Raw genomic sequence first — 20,451 nt, forward strand, 5'->3', positions numbered from 1 at the left:
CGCATCGCGATCCCGCAGGTCACGTGAATCTGATCTACCACAATGAATCTGGACCGGATCGTGCCCTGAAGCCGACGGGGCCGTGTGCGCGCGCTTTCGCGCTGTCCCTTGTGCTCTTCCTCTTGGCCACGACCGGCGCGGGCGCCCAGGCCCTGCCGCCAGGCGGCCTGCGACCGTCGGCGACCGGTACACCGCCGGTCGCTCAGTCGCGGCCGCCGTCCGGCGCTCCGGCGCGGACAACGGAGGCCCTGTCGCCGGCTGAGAAGCCCGCGGGCGTCCCGGCCTCCGCCGCCCTGCCGCCGGCTGCCCCCGCGGCAGCAGGGGAGGCGGGCGAGGTCGATCGCGCCCAGGTCGATCCGGGCCAGGTCGATCCGATACCGGTCGATCCGGTACCGGTCGATCACGGGGCGGCGCCGCGGCCGGCGACCGTCTCGCATGCCGCTGCAGGCGCAGCCGACGCGAGCGTATCGTCGCCTGGCTCGGCGCCCGCGGCCGCAGCGGAACCGAGTGGCCTGTCCGGGTCGGCGGACCCCCTCGTCGAGCGACTGTCCGCGCTGGCCCGGACCAAGCTCGAGCTCGACCAGCTGCTGGAGCTGGTCAAGACGGTCCAGCAGCTCCGCGACAGCGGTGTCGCGGTGACGGCGGACGTCTTGCCGCACGATCTCGTCCGTCAGCTCGGCGGAACCCCCGCCTCCGCGGGGGCAGGCGGAGCTGGGGCGCCGGGGACGGGCCAGGACGGCTCGGTCCCCGGCGCGCAACCGGCCGGTACCGCGAGTGCGTCCGGCGACATGGTGCCGGCGCTCGAGGCCGCGCCGCCGGGCCAGGTCCTCTCGATCAGGGGCGCCGGCGGCCGCCTGACGGCGGAGGTCGAGACGCCCGCGGGCGTGCGGCTGGTGCGCCTCAAGGACCGTCTCGGAGAGTGGACCGTCTCGGCGATCGACCTCGGCGGCGTGGCGCTATCGGCGAGCGGCGGCCGCTCGCTGCAGCTCCCCTTCTCGTCGAGGTACGCCAAATGAGCACCCTCGCCGCCGCCCCCGCCGCCGCCCGCAGGGCCTCGACGTCCCAGTCGGGCTCCTGGCGCGACGGGCGCGACCAGCAGCGCCCGCTCACGGCGCCCGGCCAGCCCTTTGACGGCGGCGAGATGCTGCGGAAGGTCGCCGTACTGATGTCGGAGCCCGGCTCGGCAACCCACAGGCTGCGCGTGCTGCGCGGCCGGCGGCACGAGCCCTGCGTCACGTCGCTGCTCGCGGACCTGTCGCAGCGCAAGATCAGGGTCCGCGTCGAGGAGATCGACGAGGCGACGCTGAGGTCCTGCTACGGCGAGCGTGCCCGGCACGTCTCCTCAACGGCGGAGACCCTGCAGCGACGCGCGAACTTCCTCCGGCGCCTCAGCCGCGCCGCGGAGGCCGGCGCGAGCGACGTCCGGCTGACGGTTCTGCCCGATGCGGCCGTGCTTCGCCACAAGGTGCACGGCCGCTGGAAAACGGTCGAGGAGCTGACGGTCGACGAAGGCCGGGATCTCCAGCGCACCTGCTTCGCCCTGGCGGATCTCGCCAGTCATGCGACCTACAACCCCTACGAATTCCAGCATGCGCGCCTCCTCGTCTCGCGGCTCACCGACACCGACCGCGCCGCCGCGCGGCTGGACCGCCTGCGGGCCTGCCGGCTCAACTTCATGCCCCTCGAGGGCTTGGGCCGCGGGCTCTCGATCCGACTCCTGCCGGAGCCGCCCGGCAGAGCGGACCTTGCGTCCTGCGGATACGACGCGGCCCAGCTGGAGGATCTCGAGCATCTGCGTCGCCGGCCGCACGGAGCGGTCTTCTTCAGCGGACCCATGGGGTCCGGCAAGTCCCAGAGCCTGCGGTACATGCTCGAGACCGACTATCGGGAGAACGACGGCGCCCGCTACATGATGACCGTCGAGGATCCCGCGGAGCACGAGATCCTCGGCGCGGAGCAGCTCTCCATCCCGGGCGGACTGCTGCCCGAGGAACGCCGCGTCGCCTTCTCGCAGGCGATGATGACGGCGGTCCGCAACAATCCCGACGTGCTGATGGTCGGCGAAGTGCGGGACAGCGAGAGCGGGGCGATCGCGATCGAGGCGGCGAACGTCGGCGTCGGCCTCTATGCGACGGTCCATGCCAACGATGCGCTCTCGATCCCGGCCCGCCTCGCCGGCCCGGGCCTCGAGCTGGATCCGGCCCTGATCTACTCGCCCGCGATCATGGCCGGGCTGATCAATCAGCGCCTCGTTCCGCTGCTCTGCCCCAGCTGCCGCGAGCCGCTGTCGGACGTCGGGACGCCGCAGGCGGAGCGGATGCGTCGCGGGCTCGCCGCCCACGGGGACGTAACGAAGATCTTCGTAGAGGGCCGGGGCTGCACCGCCTGCCGGGGTCTGGGCCGAACCGGTCGGACCGTCGCCGCCGAGATCGTGGTCTGCGACGCGGAGCTGCTGCGCCGTCTGGCCGAGGCGGCGCGAAATCCCGCGCTGCTGCCGAGTGCGAGCGAGTACTGGCGCCGTGAGCTCGGAGGCCGGCCGATGGCCGAGCATGCGCGCGACCTCGTCGTCGCTGGCCTTGCCGACCCCTTCGCCGCAGAGCAGCTGGTCGGCCCCCTGGTGCCAGACGGGCGCCGGGCCGGCCGCGTCGCGCGGTCCCCCGCCTCGGCGGCGGCGTCGCAGGGGTCGGGCGGTGGACTGCAGCTGGTCGACGGGCAGCGTTCCGGGAGGGCCACATGAGCGAGCAGATCACGCGGCCCAGGACCTCCGGTGGGCCCAGGACCTCCGGTGGCATCCCCGCGGCCCTGTCGGACCGGCTCGGCTGGCGCCTCGACTCCCTGGCGCTGTCCCTGCGCCACGCCTGGATTGCCGCCAGCCTCGACTGGAGCCGGCGGCATCTGATCTACCGCTCGTTCGCAGAGCTTCTGGACGAAGGCGTGCCGAGCCTGTCCGTCGCGACGGACCTCATCGCGCGGAGCTTCGAGGACACCCGCCAGCCGACGACGGCGCGGGCACTCAGGCTGGTCCAGGACCGCCTGCGGGCGGATCCGCGGCTGGAGGCGGCCCTCGACGGCCTCGTGCCGCGCAGCGAATGGGCCCTCATCGCCGCCGGCGAAGCCGGCGGCGCGCTGGCGAGGACCCTGGAGCAGCTGACGGACATCATGGAGAGCGGGCGGGAACTGCGCAGCGCGATGCTCGGGGCCATCGCCTATCCCCTTCTGCTCTTCCTGCTGTTCCTGGGCTACCTGTCGACCATCGCTCTCGCCGTCGTTCCCCAGTTCGCGAAGCTGGTGCCGCTCGACAGCTGGCAGGGGCCCGCCGCCGTGCTCGCCTTCGCGAGCCGGCTGGCCCCCGCGGCCCTGCCGGTCCTGATCGTGAGCCTGCCGCTGGTCGCGGCGGTCCTCGTCGCCCTGCTGCCGCGCTGGACGGGAGAGCTGAGGCGGGTCGCCGACCGCTACCCGCCCTTCTCCCTCTATCGCGTGGTCACCGGGGGATCGTTCCTTCTGGCGATGTCGGCGCACCTCGAGGCGCGCAACGAGCCGGCCGACGCGCTGACGCAGATGCTGGTCAAGGCGCCGCCCTATGTCGCCGAGCGGCTGGAGGGGACGCTCGACAGGATCAGGGCCGGCCACTCCCTGGGGCACGCCCTGCGCCTCACGGGCTTCGACTGGCCGGACCGCCAGGTCATCCAGCGCCTGGTGATCCAGTCCGATGCCGACAACTTCGATGCGCGCGTTTTCAGGCTGGCGCGCAACTGGGTCGCCCGCACGGTGCGCGACGTCCAGAGCCGCTCGAAGCGCCTCAACACGGTGCTGCTGCTGCTCGTGGTCGCCTCGATCGCAATGGCGATGCTCAGCCTCTACAGCGTCCAGGACCAGGCAACGGCCCGGATGGACAGCCTGCTTTGGCGATGACTTCCACCACTGGAGGAGAAGGGTCATGAACACCGTTGGCGCGCAGAACACCACCTTTCGCTCACCCCCCACAGGCCCGTCCGCCGCTCCCCGTCACCGCCCCCGGAGCCGCGCCCGGCGCAGGCGCGGCGCCACGCTGCTCGAGAGCCTCGGCTACATGATCATCGCGGGAATCGTCATCGCCGGCGTCGGCTACGAGATGTCCAAGGCCCTCGCCGGCAACGACACCCAGGAGCTGGCGTCGAACCTCACCCAGATGGTCAACGACACCCAGGCGCTCTACACGGGTGCGGCCGGCTATACGGGGCTCTCGAACAGCCAGCTGCTCTCCGCAGACGCGGTGCCGGTCGGCATGCAGCGCAGCGACGGCAGCGGCGGTACCGACGTGGTCTCGCCCTGGGGGACGGTGACCGTGGCCGCCAACACGAGCGACGCGACCCGCTTCGACGTCGCCCTGGCGACCGTGCCGACCGCCAACTGCATCAAGCTGCTGGGCTCGGTCAACAAGGCGGTCGACGCGGCCGAGGTCGGCTCGACCGCGCTGACCCTGCCGCTGGACCTCTCCGCGGCGACGACCGCCTGCGGTGCCTCCGACAGCCAGACGGTCACGCTGACCTATCGCTGATCCGGTGCCTCGGCTCCCGACCCGCCCCACTCGCTGGGCCGTTCCTCGGGAGCCGAGGCCGGGGCGTTTCGATCCCCAAGACCTGTCGGATCGCACTCCGGGATCGACTGCGTCGAGGCCGATGCGCCGGTCGCCGCCAAGCGACCGGCTCAGGCTCGCAGCCCCGGCGGCGGCTCGCCGTCGAGCGGGCGCCGCAGGGACGAGACTCATACGGGACGAGGTACGGCCATGCGAAGCGATACCCGAAAGTCAGCCGTCGGCCGGGGCAAAGAGCCGAGTCGAGAGGGCAAGGCCGGTCCGCACGGCATCTGGCGTCGGAGCCGCCCCCGGAGCGGCGCCCGGCGCAGGCGCGGCGCCACGCTGCTCGAGAGCCTCGGCTACATGATCATCGCGGCGATCGTCATCGCCGGCGTCGGCTACCAGATGGCCAAGGCTGCGGAACACGGCGACCGGCTCGAGTTCCTCACCGCCATCGCGACCGCGCGCACGAACCTGGCGCAGCTGAAGCAGGCGGCCGCCCCCGCCGCGCTCAACCTCGACGTCGACCAGATGATCGCGCTCGGCGTGCTGCCGAGCAGCCTCGCCGATCTTGCGCGCGACAGCGTCGGCCTCGCGACGGCCTGGGGAAGCATCGGTCTCGACGTATCGAACAGCTCGATGCAGCTGTCGCTGGACAGCCTCACCCGGGAGCAGTGCTTCTGGATGGCGCGCGGTCTCAAGGCCGGCGCCACGCTTTCGGCCCGCGGGCTGGACCTGGCCGGGCATCAGCCGACCGTTCAGGAGACCTTCGAGGCCTGCGGCCGGCAGCCGATTCTCGTGTGGAAGCTCTGATGCGGCGGGGCCGGCGCGTGTGCGTGCCAGGCGGGCTCCGGGCCAGGCGGGGCGCGACCATGCTCGAGGCGCTGATCGCGCTCTCGCTGCTCGGCCTGGCGGCCGTCGCCGCTCTGCACCAGCGCGAGGACGAGCAGCAGCTGCTGAGCGAACGGACGACGGCGGAGCGGATCACGAGCCGGGCAGAGACGCTGTTCCGGCTGCTGAGCGGTCCCGACGGCGAAAGCTACGCTGCGGAGGCCCAGGCCAACGGTGCGGTCGAAATACCCGCCTCGGCGCTGGAGGCCCTCGGCAGGCCCGGACTGGGCCATCGCCTGCCGACCGGCCAGGAGCTCCGCTACCTCGCCACCTGGCGCGGCGGGCTGGTCGGCATCGTGCTCGAGGTCGGGCCCGGGCCCTCGCGGGCCTCCGCCGCCCGCATCCTGGCGGTCGGGGGACCGTCGCTCGGCATCGTCGATCCGACCGCGAGCCAGATCCTGGGCGGCGGTCCCCAGTCGCTGGCCTGGACCGAGCCGCTGCCGGACGAGCTCGCGGGGAATCCGCTGGAAGCGGTCCCCGGGGCCCTCGCGGCCAGCACGACGATGCTGCGCCCGCCGGAGGAGGCCGACCGTTTCATCTGGCGCGCCGCCGTCTCGGGCGCGGCGACTCAGAACCGCATGGCCGCCCCGCTCGATCTCGCCGGCAACAGGCTGGTCTCGCCGGGCCGCATCGATGCCCAGCAGCTCGCGGCGAGCACGCTCGAGGCCCCGACGCTCCAGGTCGCCGGCCTCGATGCCGGGCGCGTGGCCGCCGGCGACGTCACCGCGGGCCATCTCGCAGCCGACAGCCTTCGGGTCTCGGGCAGCCTCTCGGCGGCAGGAGCGAGCACCGGGGCGGTTTCGGCCGAGGGCGGCGTGGCGCTCGCCGGCGGCATCTCGGCCGGCAGGCTGGTGCTCTCCGGCCAGCTGACGGCGAGCGGCCTCGAGGTGTCCGGTGCCCTGACGGCGGGCGGCGCGGCGGACCTGGGGAATCTCGACAGCCCGACCCTCGCCGCCGGTCGCCTCGCAGCCGCCAGTCTCGACAGCGGTCGCCTCGGCGCCCGGTCGACGGCGCTGCAGGCTCTCGGCGTCAGCGGGGACGCCAGCCTCGGGAGCCTCGAGGCAACCGGCCCGGCGGCCGGCTCGGCCGTCGGGGACCTCTCGGTGATCGGGACCCTCTCGACGCCGAGCATGACGGTCGGCAGCGGGGGCTGTTTCGGATGCCGCTGATCGCAGGCCTGTCCGCAAGGGGCCGGGGGCGTTTCCGCCGGCGTCCAACCCGGCGCGTGGCGCCGTTCCGGGGGCCGCTCCGCCGCCGGCTCAGGCGCGGCAACATGCTGCTCGGCGCTCTCGCGGCGCTCGCTCTTGCGGCGCTCACGCTGCCGCGCGGCGTGGCCATGCTCCAGGAACAGACCGACCGGCAGCTGAGGATCGTCTCCGGGAGCCAGGCGAGCGCCGTGCTGGTTGCGGCCGATGCCTACGCCAAGGCCCACTTCCCGACCCTGGCGGTGGGCAGCGAGGTCGCGATCCCGCTGGCAGACCTGGTGGACGAGGGCCTTCTGAGAGCGGGCCTCTCCGGCCAGACGGCCCTTGGCCAGAGCATTGCCGTGACGGCCGGCGCCGATGCATCCGGGCCCGCCGGAGGCGCGGTGACGATCGTCGTTGCGCTGACCGGCGGACCGCCGCTCGGCCTCACCGATCGCGTCAAGCTGGCGGCGGCGATCGGCGAGGCCGGCGGCTATCTGAGGCAGACGGACGCCGCCTCGGGGGGCGGCGGCTCCGAGGTCTATGGTGCGTTCCACGGCTGGTGCAGCGACGGCTGCGACCCGGCCGACCTGCCCGGCGATCTCTCGACGACGCAGGTCCTGGCTGTCGAGCGGCTTCCCCGGCAGTCGGTGCTCGAGCCCTACCTCTACCGCGTCGCCGTGCCGGGCTTCCCGGAAGCCAACAGGATGTCGACCGATCTCGACCTCGATGGGTTCGACCTGACCGGGGCAGGCCGCCTCGACGCCGGCGACGTCGCGGTCAGCGGCAGCCTGAGCGTCGCCGGCGACGCCTCGATCGGCGGCGCGCTCTCGGTCACGGGCACGCTCTCCGCGGGCGAGCTGCAGGCCTCCGGGCCGGTCACGGTCGACGACCTGGCCGTCGAGGGCACGGCGACTCTGGCCGGGCCGGTCGCGGTCTCGGGACTGATCAGCGCGGACAGCCTCTCGACCTCCGGCGACCTGCAGGCTGCGGGGCTGACGGTCGAGGGCTCGGCGAGCGCCGCGGCGCTTTCCGTCGCTGGCCCGGTCGCGGCCTCGAGCCTCTCGGCGAGTAGCGCCGAGGTCACCGATCTCGTGGCCGGCAGCGCGACGGCCTCGAGCCTTGAGGTCTCGGGGACGGCCACCGCCGTGCAGCTGGACTCGGGCGACGCCTCGATCGCCGGCAACGCGAGCCTCGGCGGAAATCTCGCCGTCGGCGGCGGCGCGGCCGTGACCGGAACGCTGCAGGCGGGTGCCGTCGGCGCCGACAGCCTCGTCGTTGGCAGCTGCACCGGCTGCTGAGGACCGCGAACGCGGCACCTGTACCCGCCCCTGGCGGGCGCAGGCGCTGCGCAACGAGAGAAGGGGAGCCGTCGCGATGCAGAGCTATCTCTTCGCTGGCGCATTCGCCGTAGCGGCCGCGGTCGGCGCGGTCTACCTGGGCTCGGTCGAGCCACGTCTCGCCCAGCAGCAAGTCTCGCCCGAGCGCGCTGCCGCGCGCACCGAGGCGCAGCTGATGATCGTCCGGCAGGGGCAGGCGCGGGACCTCTACCGCGAGCAGCCCGACCTGACCGGCCGCATCGATCCGGCCGAGCTGCCGCCGACGGGCCGCGCCTTCTCCTCGGCGGTGCTCGCGGACGGCCGCCTGGTGACCTGGCGCTCGGACGTGGCCGCCGACGACAGGGGCTGGCTGCTGAGCGTCCTCGCCGTCGAGGCGCCGGGCCGCGGCGGACGGGTAAGCCGGGGCGAGCTCGTGAGCGGCAGCACGTCGATCGGCGCCGCGGCGATTCCCGGAGGCGGCAGCCTGCCGGAGGGTGCCATCTTCCTGGCCGACCGGCCGACCGAGGCGACGGCTCCCTCGGTCGAGCCGCTCGAGGTCGAGGCGCCCTGGCGGTGGGAGGCCTGTCCGGCGGGCACCTACGGGCGCGGCCGGCAGATCGACCGTGCCAGCGGCGCCCTCGTCGCCGACTACTGCCGCGCCGCCCGGGTCACGCGCGAGGGCCAGACGATCGACTGCCCGATCGGCCAGGCGGGGCAGGGCAGGCGGGTCCGCCAGGTGATCACCGCGGGCCTCGATCGGACCTATGGTGAGTGGCAGGACGACTTCTCGCTCTGCTTCGACCTCTCGCGGCCGGCGATTCGGGCGGTCTCGGTGCCGACCCCCTACGTGATGGGCGAGGGACAGGAGGGGGCGAGCTGCCCGGGCCTCTCGGGACTTGCGCTGGTCTCCGGCGGCTACAGCCGGACGCGCCAGCAGGCAACGCTGGCGAGCGGCCAGCTGGTCGCCGGCCCGTGGAACCCCTGGGGCGGCAGCTGCCGCTACCGGGAGAGCCAGAGCCAGGCCTGCAGCGCGCCCGGCGGCTACAGCCAAGTCGACGGCAGCGGCTTCACGCGGACCCGGACGGCCGACCGCGACGTCGGCGGCAACGTGTCCTACGCCGGATGGGGCGCCTGGAGCGGCTCCTGCCGCTACCGCCAGACCGACCAGGCCTCCTGCAGTCCGCCGGGCGGCTACAGCACCTATCAGGGCTCGGGCTACAGCCGCTGGCGCGACCTCTACGAGACCTCGCCCGGCTCCTACAGCGACAGCGGCTGGTCGGGCTGGTCCGGCTCCTGCCGCTACTACCGCGACGAGGCCGCGAGCTGCGAGTCCGGCTACGAGGGCTCGAAGACCTACCGGCGCTACTACGGCCAGGCGAGCCCGGGCGGCGGCCTCAGCTACCAGACCCAGGACCTGATCGCGAACGACTGCCACCAGGTGCAGACGGAGACCCGCGTGGTCTGCCTGCCCGACAACTGGAACACCGGCGACGGCAGCTGGCCGCCGCCCGGCACCGTCGGCTGCACGACGGAGGGCTCGAGCAACGGCCAGATCTGCACGCTCTGGAAGATCTGCAGCGCCGCCGAGAAGGAGCAGTACGGCAGCAACGACGCCGGTCCGAACACCGACGGCAATGGCGCTGGCTCGGGCGATAATGGTGGGGCAGGTGCGGGCAACTGACGTGATGCTGAGAAAGCAGCGACGTGTCCAGCCGCTAGCGCCGCGGCGATGTGCGGCGCGTGACGTCTAGCTCACGCTCACAACCGCCACCGAAGTTTCCTGCGGCATACTTGCCGTGCCCGGAATCGCCGTCAAAGCTCCCGCTGGCTCCGCCGCCGGTCATGCCGTGGTTGGAGGATATCTTCGCGACGAACTCGCCGTTCTCAAACACTTTGCCCTGCCAATCCTGGGCCACGCCATTCTTCGGAACCGCCGAACCCACCAGCTTCTCGCCGCGAACCTCAAACTCGACCGGCATGGTCTGAGTGCAGCCCTTGCTGCCCCTGACCAGCTCTGCATCGCCCTCCCACTTTCCGTCCCAAGGTCCTGGTGCCTGGTCGGCGAGCCAGGCCTCGCCCTCGGTCGCCTGCCGCTCGCGCAGCCGGTCGTAGACGGCACTCTCGTTGTGGTCGGGTGCCTCGGCGCGCGCGAGCGGCAGGCCGTCGGAGCGCACGGCGGCGACCACCATCATGGTCGCGAGCAGCTTCGCCGAAAGGTCGGAAGGCGGAGGTGACACGGTCTCGACTCCCGTTGACGCGCGGGCCGTCTCTCCTGGCGGCCGAATACAGGCGATGATAGCGGAAAGCCGACAGGGATGCGCGGGAAACCGCGCTTGCATGCGACCGCAGGCTGGAGGCCGAGGTTGCCTCAGGCGACGCCGATGACGTCGTAGTCGGGGGAGCCGTGCCAGACGAGGTCCCAGCTGGCGGCCGGCCGCACGTTCTGGACGATCGCCGGATCGAAGGCGACCAGACAGCGGCCGCCCGGACGGCGCACCGAGGGGTAGACGAGCGCCCGGTGGCCCTCGCGCCTCAGCGCACGCGCGAGGGCCTGGCCCTCGCGATAGCCCAGCGCCGGATCCGCATCGAGGGCGGGATGGCCCGGTTCGTCGCCGATGTCCGGAAAGTCGCCGATGAAGTCGGCCAGGAGCTCCACGTAGCGGGCCTCGTCCTCGAAGACGCCGACATAGGCCAGCTCCCGCGTCCTGTGGAAGCCGACCTCGGCCAGCGAGGTCAGGCTCTCCCAGCTGCAGTACCAAGCGCCCCGAGTCTCGTCGTTGAAGCGGTTGCCGCCCTTCCGCGTGTAGCTGAAGGCGGCGTTGACGTGCGTGATGCCGTAGACCTGGAGGTCATGGGCGCGCCGGGCCCAGGCGAGCTCGCGGCGGTCCAGGTGCGCGCTGCGCCCCCGCTCCGCGATCAGGCGGGCGCTGGTGAGGCCCTCGACCTCCGCCAGCACCGCCATCTCCTCGTCGGTGTCGACGAGGCCGCGCAGGGCTGGCGGCTTGTGGTGGGTCGCCGGGATCAGCCGCACCAGCGCGCGGTCCTCGACCGGCGCGATCCTCACGCGCCACCTCTCAGGGCGTCGAGGTAGGAGCGGACCTCCAGGATCTCAGGCAGGCCGCCCTCGATCATGATGTCGAGCGGGCGAGCGCCGCCGAACAGCGGGCCCTCGTTCGGCAGGGTGATCCAGCGCGGCGCCAGCCCCTCGCCGAAATAGAGCTTGAGAGCCTTGTAGATGCCGACGACGGCGCTTAGGCGCAGAATCTGGTCCCGGGTGAGATCGCCGGCGTAGCCGGGCTTTCTCGCGCGCTTCCAGGTCGATTCCGACATGTCGGCGAGCGCCGCCGCTTCGGCCTGCGGGATCCGCCACTCCGCCATGATGTTGCTGAAGGCCTTGAGCGCGACGGCCTTGACGGCCGGCGAATCCTGCCTGCGCTGGACTACCGCCATGGTCTCGTCTCCTCTCCTCGAAGAGGATAGGGCCATATGGCCGATAAAGCAAGGTCATATGGCGCGACGGCAGGTGCTGCGAGGGGTCAAGCAGGCCGAAGGCGGCTATTCGGTTCGACTCCAGCACGGAAATCCGACAGGGCCTTCTGTGACCGGCTATCGGCAGTGGTGCGCCGCTTTTCCGTAGGATCCTGAGATATTCCCGCTCGGGAAGATTCGGCCGCGGAGGGGCGCCCGGAGGCGGGATTCTTTCCGAGCGGGAAGTTCGCTCGGTTGCCGCTGCAAAGGCAGAAGGCCCGTTCAGGCCCCGGTGGCGTCCGCCGCCTCGAAGCCGATGGCGGTGGGATCCTCGTCGGCAGCGGCGGCTGCTCGCGCGACCGCCTCGCCGAGCAGCGCGCGCGCGACCTTGGGCAGCATGTCGCGGCCGCGGCCGAGGGCCTGGCGCCAGGCCTCGCCGCGCTCCCAGGCCTCGGTCCAGGCATCCAGGAGATCGTGCCGGCGGCCCTGGGCCATGGCCTCGACGAGGGCCGCCGCCTGGGCGAGATCCTTCTCGACCTTCGCGGCGTCGGCATTGCGGCGCCGGGTCGCGACGATCAGCTTGTGCACGGCGTAGCGCTCGGGCGCCGGCACGCGGACGGCGACGCCGGCGCCGTGCAGCACCACGGCGCGGAGCGGCTGCCAGATCAGGAAGTCGAGGAAGCGCAGCGGCCGCGCCGCCGCCTTGCCGGCAGGCCTGCCCCCGCGGAGGCGGGGGACGGGCGGCTGGCCGGCATAGTCGTCCGAGCCGCGGTTCGGCGTCAGGAACTCGACCCGGTAGCCGGCGTCGTTGCGGTAGGCGATCGTGCGGCGCGCATCCATCGCGTGGCCGATCTCGGCGAAGGTCGAGTCGACCGATCGCAGGACCTCGAGCATCGGCGGCGTGCTGTCGCCGACCTCTGCCGAGATCGACAGGAACTGGGCGAGATCGGCGTCGGCGGTCCGGAGCAGGGCGCCCGGCAGCTCCACGCCCAGGATGCCGCTGTAGGTCTGGTAGGCCACCGAGCCGACGAGGCAGGCGCGCAGGCGGAAGAGCCCGGCGCGGGCGAGGGCGTCCAGCAGCTCGCCGGTGAAGGGCTCCGGCGCCGGCAGGCCGGCGGAGACGAGGGCGCGGACGATCTTGCGGCGCTGCCGGTAGCTCGACTTGATCTGCCGGAAGCGTTCGACCCGGCCGGTGAGCTCGGGATCGTCCGCCGGGCCGGCGTACTTCGTGTACTTGCCGCCGGCGGCGTCATAGCCGCTGTAGTACCAGTAGTCCCGGCCCCTCTTGGTCTGGCGGTAGAAGCTGCCGTTCTCCGGGTAGTCGCGATCGAAGTCCGCATCCAGGCATTGCTGGACGAGGTCGGCGTAGGCCGTCTGCATCGTCAGTCCGAGGTGGCGCATGGCATATTCGGTATTGGTAAGATCCTGAATTACCAATACCGCACGTGCCGCCGCTGCAGAAGCTGGTTATTGGTAAAGCGTGAAAATACCAACCATGGGTGCCGACCGTACCCGCCGGATCGTTTCCCGCATCGCCTTTTCCCGCGGCATCCCGTCCCCTGGTCAGGGTCCGGATTGCCGCAGACCCTACGCCGCCAGCAGCGGCTGCAGGAAGGCGGCGTCTCCTGCTTCCGGAGCGCCGCCGCCGCTGGCGAGGTGGCCGTAATAGAGCGCCGCCACCAGGGCCTCCTGGGCGGGGAGCAGCGGCCTGGTGCGGCCAGTGGCGGCCGCGCGGGTTTCCGCGAGGGCGCGCTCGAGCAGCTTGACCTCCAGTTCGCCATCGGCTGTGGCGTCGACGCCGATCCCGAGAAGCTTGGCGGCCGATCGTTACGCGAGCCCGGCTCGAGCCTCGAAATGACGACGGCCGATCGACGCAGACAAACCCAAGTGTGGGGTTTCAATGCCTCCCAGAAACGGGGTCTGGCGTGTCAGTTTCGGCGGGCTGCGGCCATATTCTTGGGCAGAGACCCCATCGATGGCGGAGTTTGGGGGGTGTTCAATTGCCCCTGCCGGGTGCCAGTACCCCGCGGACCTGTTCGAGCGCCGTCTCTGCCTCTATTGGCGTGATGGTACTCGAGAGTCCGTAGTCGGCTCTAACTCGCAGGCGGTACAGCGTCGCGAATTGGCGCCTCGCACGGCCTTCCGCTGCATCCGCCGGCACCCTGGATTGCCACCGAACCTTGATCCCTTCGTGCGTGACCCTGGCTGCCATCGGGTCGAGACCGAACTTCGCACATGACCAGTGATAGAGGGCATAGTAGGCGGCATGTACCGCAATCCGGCAGTCGGCCTCAGTGATCCGCGATCCATCGAGTGCGCGGATAGCGGCGGCCAACAAATCGTCAGGCGTGCTGGTCATCGGCCACGATCTCGATCGCAACGAAGCCAGCTAGATCATGGTCCTGCCTCTCGGCCTGCTCCTGAATGCTGTCGATCGCGGCGGCGCGCTTGGTGCCTGACGAGGCGACGTCAGGTGGAACTGCTACGCTGACCGTCGGAATGAAGTCGGGGCCATAGGGCTCGATCTTGAAGTCCGCGAAGCGGAAGCCGGCATCCCGGCAGGCTGAAGGATAGACGGCGACGACGCGATTCAGGATGTGGGGCAGTCCCTCGACCGCCTCGACGCTGGTCGCTACCTGCAGCCGGGCGCTGGCAATCCCCGCGGTGAGCGCCTCGGCTGCGCGCTGCAAGCGGCCGAAGTGCTCGGCCATGATCTCGCGGGCAAGCGCCGTCGCGGCTGTCACGACCTCGCGGTGCTGAGCCGCGTTTCGCTCCATCGCGCGCGCCTGGTCTTCCCAACCCTGCAGGATGCCATCGATCGTCCGGAGACCGGAGACGCTGCCCTGATCCCGCAGAGAGCGGGCGAGCGCGAGCTGAAGCCCGACGCCGTCACGCAGGAATGCCTGGTAGTCGCGCCATAGCTTGCGCGCGCCTTCCTCGAGGCGCGCCCGGATCCTCTGGATCTCGGCGGCCTCCGCCGCGTCGATCTCCCGAAGCGCGGCCTCGGCAGCCGCAAGGGCCGCGTCGTCGGCAGGCAGTTCGATCTTCCGCGCGGGTTCCGCCATGGCCGGGATGATTGGCGTGTGATGTAGCCGAGTCAACGATCGGGGCTGCCGCGCGAGGGGCCGCCCGCGGCGTTGCCCCGTTCGGCGGGGGCTGGCACGATCCACGGATGAAGACCGGCTACAGCATGCTGCTCGGCGAGTATGTCCAGGCCGACGGCCTGGTGCACAGGGACTGCGAGCATTTTCAGATCGTCTGTCCGGCCTGCCGGGAGCCGGTGTTCAAGGTCGAGCAGGAGCGAGAAGGCGAGGGCCGCCATTACCTCTCCCATTACCGCGCGGAGAGATCCCACGCGAGCGACTGCGAACTCAGGGTTGGTCGCCTTTCTGGCGGCGAGATTGGGCGTTTGAACGGCCTTTCTCGAGACCAGAAGCTGTCTCTCTTCCTGTCGGTGTTGCAGGGGGCTGTGATCCGGGCCATCTGGGGCGCACAGAAGCGTTCGATGGTCCGCAAGGTTGTCAGGCGTCTCCAGGAAGGACGGCAACTCGCGATGCTGCGCGACGTATCGATCGAGAACCTTCGATCGATTGCACCCTTCGACGAGTTCGATCTCTGGGCAGAGAGCTACTACGACGACGTCGGCGAGCCTCCCACCACCTTCGCCGAGGCGGTGCAAAGACGCATCGCCCGCGACATGCTGCTTCATCTGATCAGCCCAAACGCACGCCGCTCATACGACTTTCTCTTCAACGTCTCGCTGCTGATCCTGGAATCGCGTCTGAGCGCTGCCGAGGACGCCGGCAGCACCAACGCCCAGGAGCGCCGCCTGCACGGATACGCGGTCCGGTTGATGCGAGGCCGGGAGCGGGATGCAGCCGCTGCAATCGGCGAGGCGATGCACGAGATCGCGCAGCCGCCGTTCGTGGAGACGCCCATGCCTTTCCTCGGGAAGCTCGGCGCCGAGATCCACCATGAGCTGGTGGGCATGTTGCTTCGGCTGCCCTACTTCGAGATTTTGCGAGAGAAGCAGGCCGCGCGAAGCTAGCTGACCTCTGCAGGGCGATGAGGGCCGTCAAGGATGCTGCGGCCGAGCGATGCGCTGGCGCCGTCCTTCCCTGACACGAATGTCCTCTTACTTTTCGGTCAGACTGCCGGTCTCGTGGCGAGGTGGATGGGTGACAGAAACCCCTGTCGGCGGGCCGAGGGGCTCGCCGGTCCGCGGGTCGAGCAAACCCCGCAATGCCCGTCGGACCTCCTCCGTGAGCTCATCCTTGATCCTCCTGGCGAGCTCGTCCTTTCCCAGGCCGATGATCTGCTCGGCGAGCTGGCGTGCTTCGTCTCCGCTGTCCATCATCCGGTCTCCTTGCCTCTACACCGCCGCCAGCAGCTGCTGCAGGAAGGTGGCGTCGGCTTCCGGGTCGCTGCCGCTGCCGCGGGCCAGGTGGCCGTAGTAGAGCGCCGCCACCAGGGCTTCACGGTCGGTCGGGAGTGGCTTGGCACGGCCGGCCGCGGCCGCACGGGTTTCCGCGAGGGAGCGCTCGAGCAGCTTGACGTCCAGTTCGCCATCGGCTGTGGCGTCGACGCCTTCGGGTGGATCGCCGAAGATCAGCCAATGCGGCGAGACCCGGAGCCGTGGCGCCGCGACCTCGAGGAGCCAGGCGACGTCGGGGGAAGTTCCGCCATTCTCGTAGCGGCCAAGAGTGTTGACGCCGATCCCGAGAAGCTTGGCGGCCGATCGTTGCGAGAGCCCGGCTCGAGCCTCGACGAGGCGACGGCCGATCGCCTCCGATGATCCCACATTTGGTGCTTATTTGATACCAATAATGGGATATTCATCATCTGGTTCGTCTGAGACCACGAATCCCGCCCATGCATTCATTCGTCGACGAAAACGAAGCACTTAAGCGCGGTGCGTCGTGCCTGTCGATTCCCAGGGACGATATCTCGGAATTCCGTGGACCGCCGGGAGAGACGGAGCCGTGACCGGAGACGGCGAATCGCACCCGGCCCGCTCCCGGCGCCTGGTCGAGCTCGTCCGCCGCTTCGCCGAGCGGGTCGGCCAGCGCCGGCTATCAAGCGACATCCGGAACTGATCCCCCATGTTGCCTCACCCAGCGATGTTACCGAGGGGTTCGCGTCGTTTCGGATCGTCCACGGAGTCCACAGAGGGGCCCCGCGCATCGCGCAGTAGCCGGTCCTGGGCTGGCGGAGCGATGCGCGGGGGGTAGCTGTGGACCCCCGTGGGCGATCCGCGGGGGTGGGGGTCCGGGGGCGGGGGCTGAGGCCGGCCGAGGACGGCTCGCCGATCGCCGTCCGGGCTCTGCTTTCCGGGTCACGACTGCATCGGCTATCGGCTAACAGATAGCCTTCTGTGGCCGTTTTCACTCTCGAGGCGCCTTTCAGCAATTGTTGAAATAGGGTCTTGTAGTGAAATCGCTTGACCGATTTCACTAATTTCGCCACTTTCAGCGGATGCTGAAATCCGCACATTTGGTGAAAGATCTCGAGGAGCGGGCCATCAGGTCGATCTCGGAGTTGCTCGACCAAATCCCGGCGATCAGTCACGTCCGGCTCGAAGAACGACCGGAGGACCTTGCCGTCGACTTCCTGATGCAACTGGATCTCGAGGGACAGGATCACTGGATTGCCGTCGAAGTCCTGAGCGCCGCCCAGCCCCGCGACGTCCGACGCGAAGCATGGCGACTGCGCAATGAGGCTGCGAGCAACGGGCCGACCACGACACCAGTCGTTGTTGCACCCTACCTGTCGCCGGAATCGCGAGATGTCTGCCGGGAGGAAGGCATCGGCTATCTCGACCTGGAGGGCAACGCCCGGATCGTCTTCGAGGGCGTCTTCATCGAGCGACAGGTGGCGAGCCGGCCGGCCGCGGAGCGAAGGGCCCTCAAGTCGCTGTTCAAGCCGAAAGCCGCGCGGATCCTGCGTCTGCTTCTTCGCGACCCCGAGCGTGCCTGGCGCGTCCAGGAGCTCGCCGACGCCGCCCAGGTCAGCCTGGGGCAGGTCAGCAACGTGCGGAAAGGGCTTGTCGAGCGCGAGTGGGCCGAGGCGTCGCACCAGGGGCTTGTGCTGTCTCGGCCTGGGGTGCTGCTCGATGCTTGGCGCGCGGATTGGGAGCCGCCGGGGAAGGTTTTCCGCTTCTACACGACACTGCACGGCAGCGCGTTCCAAGAGGCGGTGCGGCCGCTTCTTGCCGTCGAATCGGAGGACGGACGCGCCGTGCTCTCCTCCTTCTCCGCTGCCCGCTGGCAGGCTCCTTTCGGCCGGACGGGGATGGAGTACCTCCATGCCGACGCAGACGGGCTGGAGCGTCTTCAGCGGGGGCTTCGGCTCACCACCACCTCGAGAGGCGAGAACGTGGCGGTGACGATGCCCAAGGACCCCGGGCTCTTCCTGGATGCCGTCGAGCCGGCGCCCGGCTTCTTCTGCACCAGTCCGGTCACCACCTATCTGGAACTGGCGGCCGCCGGCGAGCGCGGCCGTGAGGCGGCGGAGCACCTTAGAGAGGAGTGCATGCCGTGGGCCCGATGATCCCCCAGGAGCCGCAGGTCGCCGGGGACTACGACGACCGCACGACGGCGGCGGTCAAGTCCGTGCTGCTTGAGATCGGCCAGATCCTCGGCAGCTACCAGGGCAAGTTCGCCGTCATCGGCGGCGCGGTGCCCTGGCTTCTCCTGCAGGAAGCCGAGATGCCCCACGTCGGCACGCTCGACGTCGACCTGGATCTCGACGCTGAGGCTCTCGCCGACGGCGAGTACGCGACACTGGTCGAGTCGCTGATGGGCCATGGCTACGAGCGGCGGGAGCCACGCAGGACTTTCCAGTTGCGCCGCCGCGTCGAGCCAACCGACGGAGGCCCGCCGATCGACGTCGTCGTCGACTTCCTCATGCCGCGCGACGCTGAGATCGTGAAGAACAAGCCGCCGCTCGTGGAGAACTTCGCTGTGCAGCGTGCCGACGGCGCGGATCTCGCCTTGAGGTTCTACCAGTTGGTCGCTGTCGAGGGTGCCATGCCATCCGGCGGAACCAACCGCGTCGAGATTGCTGTCGCCTCGATCCCGGCTCTGCTCGCCATGAAAGGCCATGCGCTCGGCCGGCGGCACAAGCAGAAGGACGCCTACGACGTCTACTACTGCGTCCGCAACTTCGAGGGCGGCATCGAGGCCCTGGCCGAGGCCTGCCGGCCTCTCTTGGAGCACGCGAGCGCTCAGCAGGGTTACCGTTGGATCGCAGAGAAGTTCGACGCGCCCGACGGCTACGGGCCGACCTCGGTCCGCAACTTCGTTGCCGATTCGGCGATCCTCGGCGAGCGCTCGGCCGACCAGTGGCAGCAGGACGCCTTCGGCCAGGTCGACGCTTGGCTGCGCGCACTCGGTATTAGGTCGTGAAGGGGCGACGGCCGAAGGGACCGGCGCCACGCCGTTCGAAAAGTGCCTCCGGGCCGGCAGGCCCGACGGGCGAAGGCCTGGTCGAGGCCGACGGCGACTGGCGGGTCCGGCCGTCCCCCGGCGCTCTGCTGTTCCTGGATCGGGTCGCGCTGAGGATCCGCGAGGCCCTTCCCGGGCCCGGGCGGCGCTACCGCCTCCAGCCCAGCCGCCTGCAGCAAGGCTCGGCCCGGCTCGAGGTCCTCGCGCTGGATCTCGTCGACGACCAAGCCAGCCGCTATGCCGTCGAGCTCGTCGCGGCCGCGGCCCCCCAGGCCGAGATCGGCCCGGCCTCCGCGCGCCTGGGCGTCGCCGACATGACCGATGCGCTCCTGCTCTGCCGGATCCTGCTGCTGCTCCTGGTCGAGACGCCGGCTGCTGCGTCGCCGGCGGCCTCGATCGACGACTGGGGGGCCCGGCTCGCCGGCGACTGGCAGCCGGTCGGACGCGGCGATCGCGACCCGGCCGGCGGCTAGGTGTTCAGTCCCGATGTGAGGTGGGTTGGATCGTAGCTGAAACGGTCGGGCTCATTCGTCCAGACATTGCAGATGTGCTCGTAGGGTGTGAGCCCCCTCAGGGTTTTCAGTCGCTTGGCGAAGTTATAGGCGTCCAAGAACGCCGCCAGGTGCTGTCGGAGCTGCTGATGGCTACCATAGTGGTACCGTCTGACGGTGGCGTCCTTCAGAGTGCGGTTCATCCGCTCGACCTGGCCATTGGTCCAGGGATGGTTGGGCTTGGTCAGGCGATGGTCGATCCCATGCTCTCGGCAAACCCGATCGAACATGTGCACGCGATAGCGCGCCGTTGGCCCTGAACGGTGCCGCGGGCTATCACAGAACTGCACGCCGTTGTCGGTGAGCACGGTGTGGACCCTGTAAGGCACTGCCTCGAGCAGAGCCTCCAGGAAGCCGGCGGCGATCCTGACGTTGGCTGCCTTGTGCAACTGAGCAAAGGCGAACTTTGACGTGCGATCGACGGCGACGAACAGGTGAAGCTTGCCTTCCTCGGTTCTGACCTCGGCAATGTCGATGTGGAAGTAGCCGATGGGATAGCGCCGGAAGGCCTGCCGGGCGGTCTTGTCGCCTTCGACCTGCGGCAGCCGGTTGATCCCGTGGCGCTGGAAGCAGCGATGCAGGGATGACCGCGTGAGCTGAGGAATCGTCGCCTGCAACGCGTACAGGCAGTCGTCCAACGGCAGGAGCGTGTGCCTGCGGAAAGCGACGACTGCAGCCTCCTCCTCGGCGGACAGCACCGTCGAGCGCGGGTTCTTCGGCCCCATCGGCGCGTCGTGCACGAAGGCGCGTTTGCGCCACTTGGCCACCGTCTTCTGGTTCAGCCCATGTTGAGCGGCGAGCTCTTTGAGCGGAGCCTTCGATCGCTGTATCGCCGCTCGGATGGCGTGCGTGGTCGTGGCGCTGCCGTGAAGTATCTGTCCCATAGCCCCTTCCGGAATGCGGGATCAGTCTGGCTGATTCCCCCACACTCCGGGACTGAACACCTAGCGCGAGCCGCGCCGGCTTGACTCCCGCCCGAACAGGAACAGAATAGGAACATCGCGCCGGCCTTCCTTCCGATGCCCGAGGCCGGCGGTT

The 20,451-nt window shown here is 70.3% G+C and carries 20 protein-coding genes; 12 read left to right on the forward strand and 8 right to left on the reverse strand.

Annotation, left to right across the window (positions count from 1 at the left end):
- The first annotated feature begins 23 nt into the window (after positions 1–23).
- The 8 genes from B9O00_RS12985 to B9O00_RS13020 all read left to right on the forward strand — a co-directional run bounded on the left by B9O00_RS12985 (position 24) and on the right by B9O00_RS13020 (position 9,630).
- Positions 24–1,016 (forward strand): hypothetical protein, encoded by a 993-nt coding sequence (locus B9O00_RS12985; RefSeq protein ID WP_143596218.1) that lies wholly within the window; start codon positions 24–26, stop codon positions 1,014–1,016.
- Positions 920–2,737: an ATPase, T2SS/T4P/T4SS family gene (locus tag B9O00_RS12990; RefSeq protein ID WP_143596219.1), complete on the forward strand. Its 1,818-nt coding sequence runs from the start codon at positions 920–922 to the stop codon at positions 2,735–2,737. Before B9O00_RS12985 ends, B9O00_RS12990 begins: the two co-directional genes overlap by 97 nt.
- Positions 2,734–3,912, forward strand: coding sequence for a type II secretion system F family protein (locus B9O00_RS12995; protein ID WP_085123110.1), 1,179 nt, complete (start codon positions 2,734–2,736; stop codon positions 3,910–3,912). The genes B9O00_RS12990 and B9O00_RS12995 overlap by 4 nt, the downstream gene beginning before the upstream one ends.
- A 157-nt stretch (positions 3,913–4,069) precedes the next feature.
- On the forward strand, positions 4,070–4,537 hold the full coding sequence (locus tag B9O00_RS13000) for a type 4 pilus major pilin (protein ID WP_159460209.1): 468 nt from the start codon (positions 4,070–4,072) through the stop codon (positions 4,535–4,537).
- 381 nt (positions 4,538–4,918) lie between these two features.
- The gene (locus tag B9O00_RS13005; protein WP_085123112.1) at positions 4,919–5,368 is read left to right on the forward strand and encodes a hypothetical protein; all 450 of its coding nucleotides are present in this window, start codon (positions 4,919–4,921) and stop codon (positions 5,366–5,368) included.
- Positions 5,369–5,427: 59 nt separating this feature from the next.
- Complete coding sequence (locus B9O00_RS13010; protein WP_085123113.1) at positions 5,428–6,615, forward strand: translocation/assembly module TamB domain-containing protein; 1,188 nt, start codon at positions 5,428–5,430, stop codon at positions 6,613–6,615.
- Positions 6,616–6,719: 104 nt separating this feature from the next.
- Complete coding sequence (pilV, locus tag B9O00_RS13015; protein ID WP_159460210.1) at positions 6,720–7,931, forward strand: shufflon system plasmid conjugative transfer pilus tip adhesin PilV; 1,212 nt, start codon at positions 6,720–6,722, stop codon at positions 7,929–7,931.
- 76 nt (positions 7,932–8,007) lie between these two features.
- Positions 8,008–9,630, forward strand: coding sequence for a hypothetical protein (locus B9O00_RS13020; RefSeq protein WP_085123115.1), 1,623 nt, complete (start codon positions 8,008–8,010; stop codon positions 9,628–9,630).
- Positions 9,631–9,664: 34 nt separating this feature from the next.
- Here B9O00_RS13020 and B9O00_RS13025 read toward each other — a convergent pair whose 3' ends face one another.
- From B9O00_RS13025 to B9O00_RS13045, 5 genes are all read right to left on the reverse strand, one after another.
- Complete coding sequence (locus B9O00_RS13025; RefSeq protein WP_085123116.1) at positions 9,665–10,141, reverse strand: hypothetical protein; 477 nt, start codon at positions 10,139–10,141, stop codon at positions 9,665–9,667.
- A gap of 176 nt (positions 10,142–10,317) precedes the next feature.
- Positions 10,318–11,013, reverse strand: a complete 696-nt coding sequence (locus tag B9O00_RS13030; RefSeq protein WP_085123117.1) for an RES family NAD+ phosphorylase — start codon at positions 11,011–11,013, stop codon at positions 10,318–10,320.
- The gene (locus B9O00_RS13035; RefSeq protein WP_085123118.1) at positions 11,010–11,399 is read right to left on the reverse strand and encodes an MbcA/ParS/Xre antitoxin family protein; all 390 of its coding nucleotides are present in this window, start codon (positions 11,397–11,399) and stop codon (positions 11,010–11,012) included. Before B9O00_RS13035 ends, B9O00_RS13030 begins: the two co-directional genes overlap by 4 nt.
- Before the next feature lie 300 nt (positions 11,400–11,699).
- Positions 11,700–12,818 carry a nucleotidyltransferase family protein gene (locus B9O00_RS13040; protein WP_085123119.1) on the reverse strand — a complete coding sequence of 373 codons (1,119 nt, stop codon included), beginning with the start codon at positions 12,816–12,818 and terminating at the stop codon, positions 11,700–11,702.
- A gap of 941 nt (positions 12,819–13,759) precedes the next feature.
- The gene (locus B9O00_RS13045; protein ID WP_085123120.1) at positions 13,760–14,482 is read right to left on the reverse strand and encodes a hypothetical protein; all 723 of its coding nucleotides are present in this window, start codon (positions 14,480–14,482) and stop codon (positions 13,760–13,762) included.
- Positions 14,483–14,589: 107 nt separating this feature from the next.
- Here B9O00_RS13045 and B9O00_RS13050 point away from each other — a divergent pair, with 107 nt between their 5' ends.
- Positions 14,590–15,465: a hypothetical protein gene (locus B9O00_RS13050; protein ID WP_085123121.1), complete on the forward strand. Its 876-nt coding sequence runs from the start codon at positions 14,590–14,592 to the stop codon at positions 15,463–15,465.
- An 87-nt stretch (positions 15,466–15,552) separates the two neighbouring features.
- Here the strand turns inward: B9O00_RS13050 and B9O00_RS13055 are convergent, their stop codons facing one another.
- A complete protein-coding gene (locus B9O00_RS13055) occupies positions 15,553–15,774 on the reverse strand; it encodes a hypothetical protein (RefSeq protein WP_085123122.1) in 222 nt (73 codons plus the stop codon).
- Between the two features lie 15 nt (positions 15,775–15,789).
- Positions 15,790–16,218, reverse strand: coding sequence for a helix-turn-helix domain-containing protein (locus tag B9O00_RS13060; RefSeq protein ID WP_085123123.1), 429 nt, complete (start codon positions 16,216–16,218; stop codon positions 15,790–15,792).
- A 695-nt stretch (positions 16,219–16,913) separates the two neighbouring features.
- Here B9O00_RS13060 and B9O00_RS13065 point away from each other — a divergent pair.
- From B9O00_RS13065 to B9O00_RS13075, 3 genes are read left to right on the forward strand one after another with little or no spacing between them, the layout of a single operon-like run.
- Complete coding sequence (locus B9O00_RS13065) at positions 16,914–17,966, forward strand: hypothetical protein (RefSeq protein WP_200808488.1); 1,053 nt, start codon at positions 16,914–16,916, stop codon at positions 17,964–17,966.
- Positions 17,963–18,823: a nucleotidyl transferase AbiEii/AbiGii toxin family protein gene (locus B9O00_RS13070; protein WP_085123216.1), complete on the forward strand. Its 861-nt coding sequence runs from the start codon at positions 17,963–17,965 to the stop codon at positions 18,821–18,823. The genes B9O00_RS13065 and B9O00_RS13070 overlap by 4 nt, the downstream gene beginning before the upstream one ends.
- On the forward strand, positions 18,820–19,335 hold the full coding sequence (locus tag B9O00_RS13075) for a hypothetical protein (RefSeq protein ID WP_085123125.1): 516 nt from the start codon (positions 18,820–18,822) through the stop codon (positions 19,333–19,335). Before B9O00_RS13070 ends, B9O00_RS13075 begins: the two co-directional genes overlap by 4 nt.
- Here B9O00_RS13075 and B9O00_RS13080 read toward each other — a convergent pair.
- Positions 19,332–20,297: an IS481 family transposase gene (locus B9O00_RS13080; RefSeq protein ID WP_085123126.1), complete on the reverse strand. Its 966-nt coding sequence runs from the start codon at positions 20,295–20,297 to the stop codon at positions 19,332–19,334. The two genes, B9O00_RS13075 and B9O00_RS13080, sit on opposite strands and share 4 nt — an antisense overlap.
- Positions 20,298–20,451 lie beyond the last annotated feature (154 nt).

Source organism: Tistlia consotensis USBA 355 (assembly GCF_900177295.1).
In the GTDB taxonomy this organism is placed as follows: Bacteria; Pseudomonadota; Alphaproteobacteria; order Kiloniellales; family DSM-21159; genus Tistlia; species Tistlia consotensis.

Bases quoted from the DNA above. Each gene is read 5' to 3' on its own strand.
- B9O00_RS12995 (WP_085123110.1), top strand. From the start codon at position 2,734: ATGAGCGAGCAGATCACGCGGCCCAGGACCTCCGGTGGGCCCAGGACC.
- B9O00_RS13000 (WP_159460209.1), top strand. From the start codon at position 4,070: ATGATCATCGCGGGAATCGTCATCGCCGGCGTCGGCTACGAGATGTCC.
- B9O00_RS13005 (WP_085123112.1), top strand. From the start codon at position 4,919: ATGATCATCGCGGCGATCGTCATCGCCGGCGTCGGCTACCAGATGGCC.
- B9O00_RS13010 (WP_085123113.1), top strand. From the start codon at position 5,428: ATGCTCGAGGCGCTGATCGCGCTCTCGCTGCTCGGCCTGGCGGCCGTC.
- pilV (WP_159460210.1), top strand. From the start codon at position 6,720: ATGCTGCTCGGCGCTCTCGCGGCGCTCGCTCTTGCGGCGCTCACGCTG.
- B9O00_RS13020 (WP_085123115.1), top strand. From the start codon at position 8,008: ATGCAGAGCTATCTCTTCGCTGGCGCATTCGCCGTAGCGGCCGCGGTC.
- B9O00_RS13025 (WP_085123116.1), bottom strand. From the start codon at position 10,141: ATGATGGTGGTCGCCGCCGTGCGCTCCGACGGCCTGCCGCTCGCGCGC.
- B9O00_RS13035 (WP_085123118.1), bottom strand. From the start codon at position 11,399: ATGGCGGTAGTCCAGCGCAGGCAGGATTCGCCGGCCGTCAAGGCCGTC.
- B9O00_RS13040 (WP_085123119.1), bottom strand. From the start codon at position 12,818: ATGCGCCACCTCGGACTGACGATGCAGACGGCCTACGCCGACCTCGTC.
- B9O00_RS13045 (WP_085123120.1), bottom strand. From the start codon at position 14,482: ATGGCGGAACCCGCGCGGAAGATCGAACTGCCTGCCGACGACGCGGCC.
- B9O00_RS13050 (WP_085123121.1), top strand. From the start codon at position 14,590: ATGAAGACCGGCTACAGCATGCTGCTCGGCGAGTATGTCCAGGCCGAC.
- B9O00_RS13055 (WP_085123122.1), bottom strand. From the start codon at position 15,774: ATGATGGACAGCGGAGACGAAGCACGCCAGCTCGCCGAGCAGATCATC.
- B9O00_RS13070 (WP_085123216.1), top strand. From the start codon at position 17,963: ATGATCCCCCAGGAGCCGCAGGTCGCCGGGGACTACGACGACCGCACG.
- B9O00_RS13080 (WP_085123126.1), bottom strand. From the start codon at position 20,297: ATGGGACAGATACTTCACGGCAGCGCCACGACCACGCACGCCATCCGA.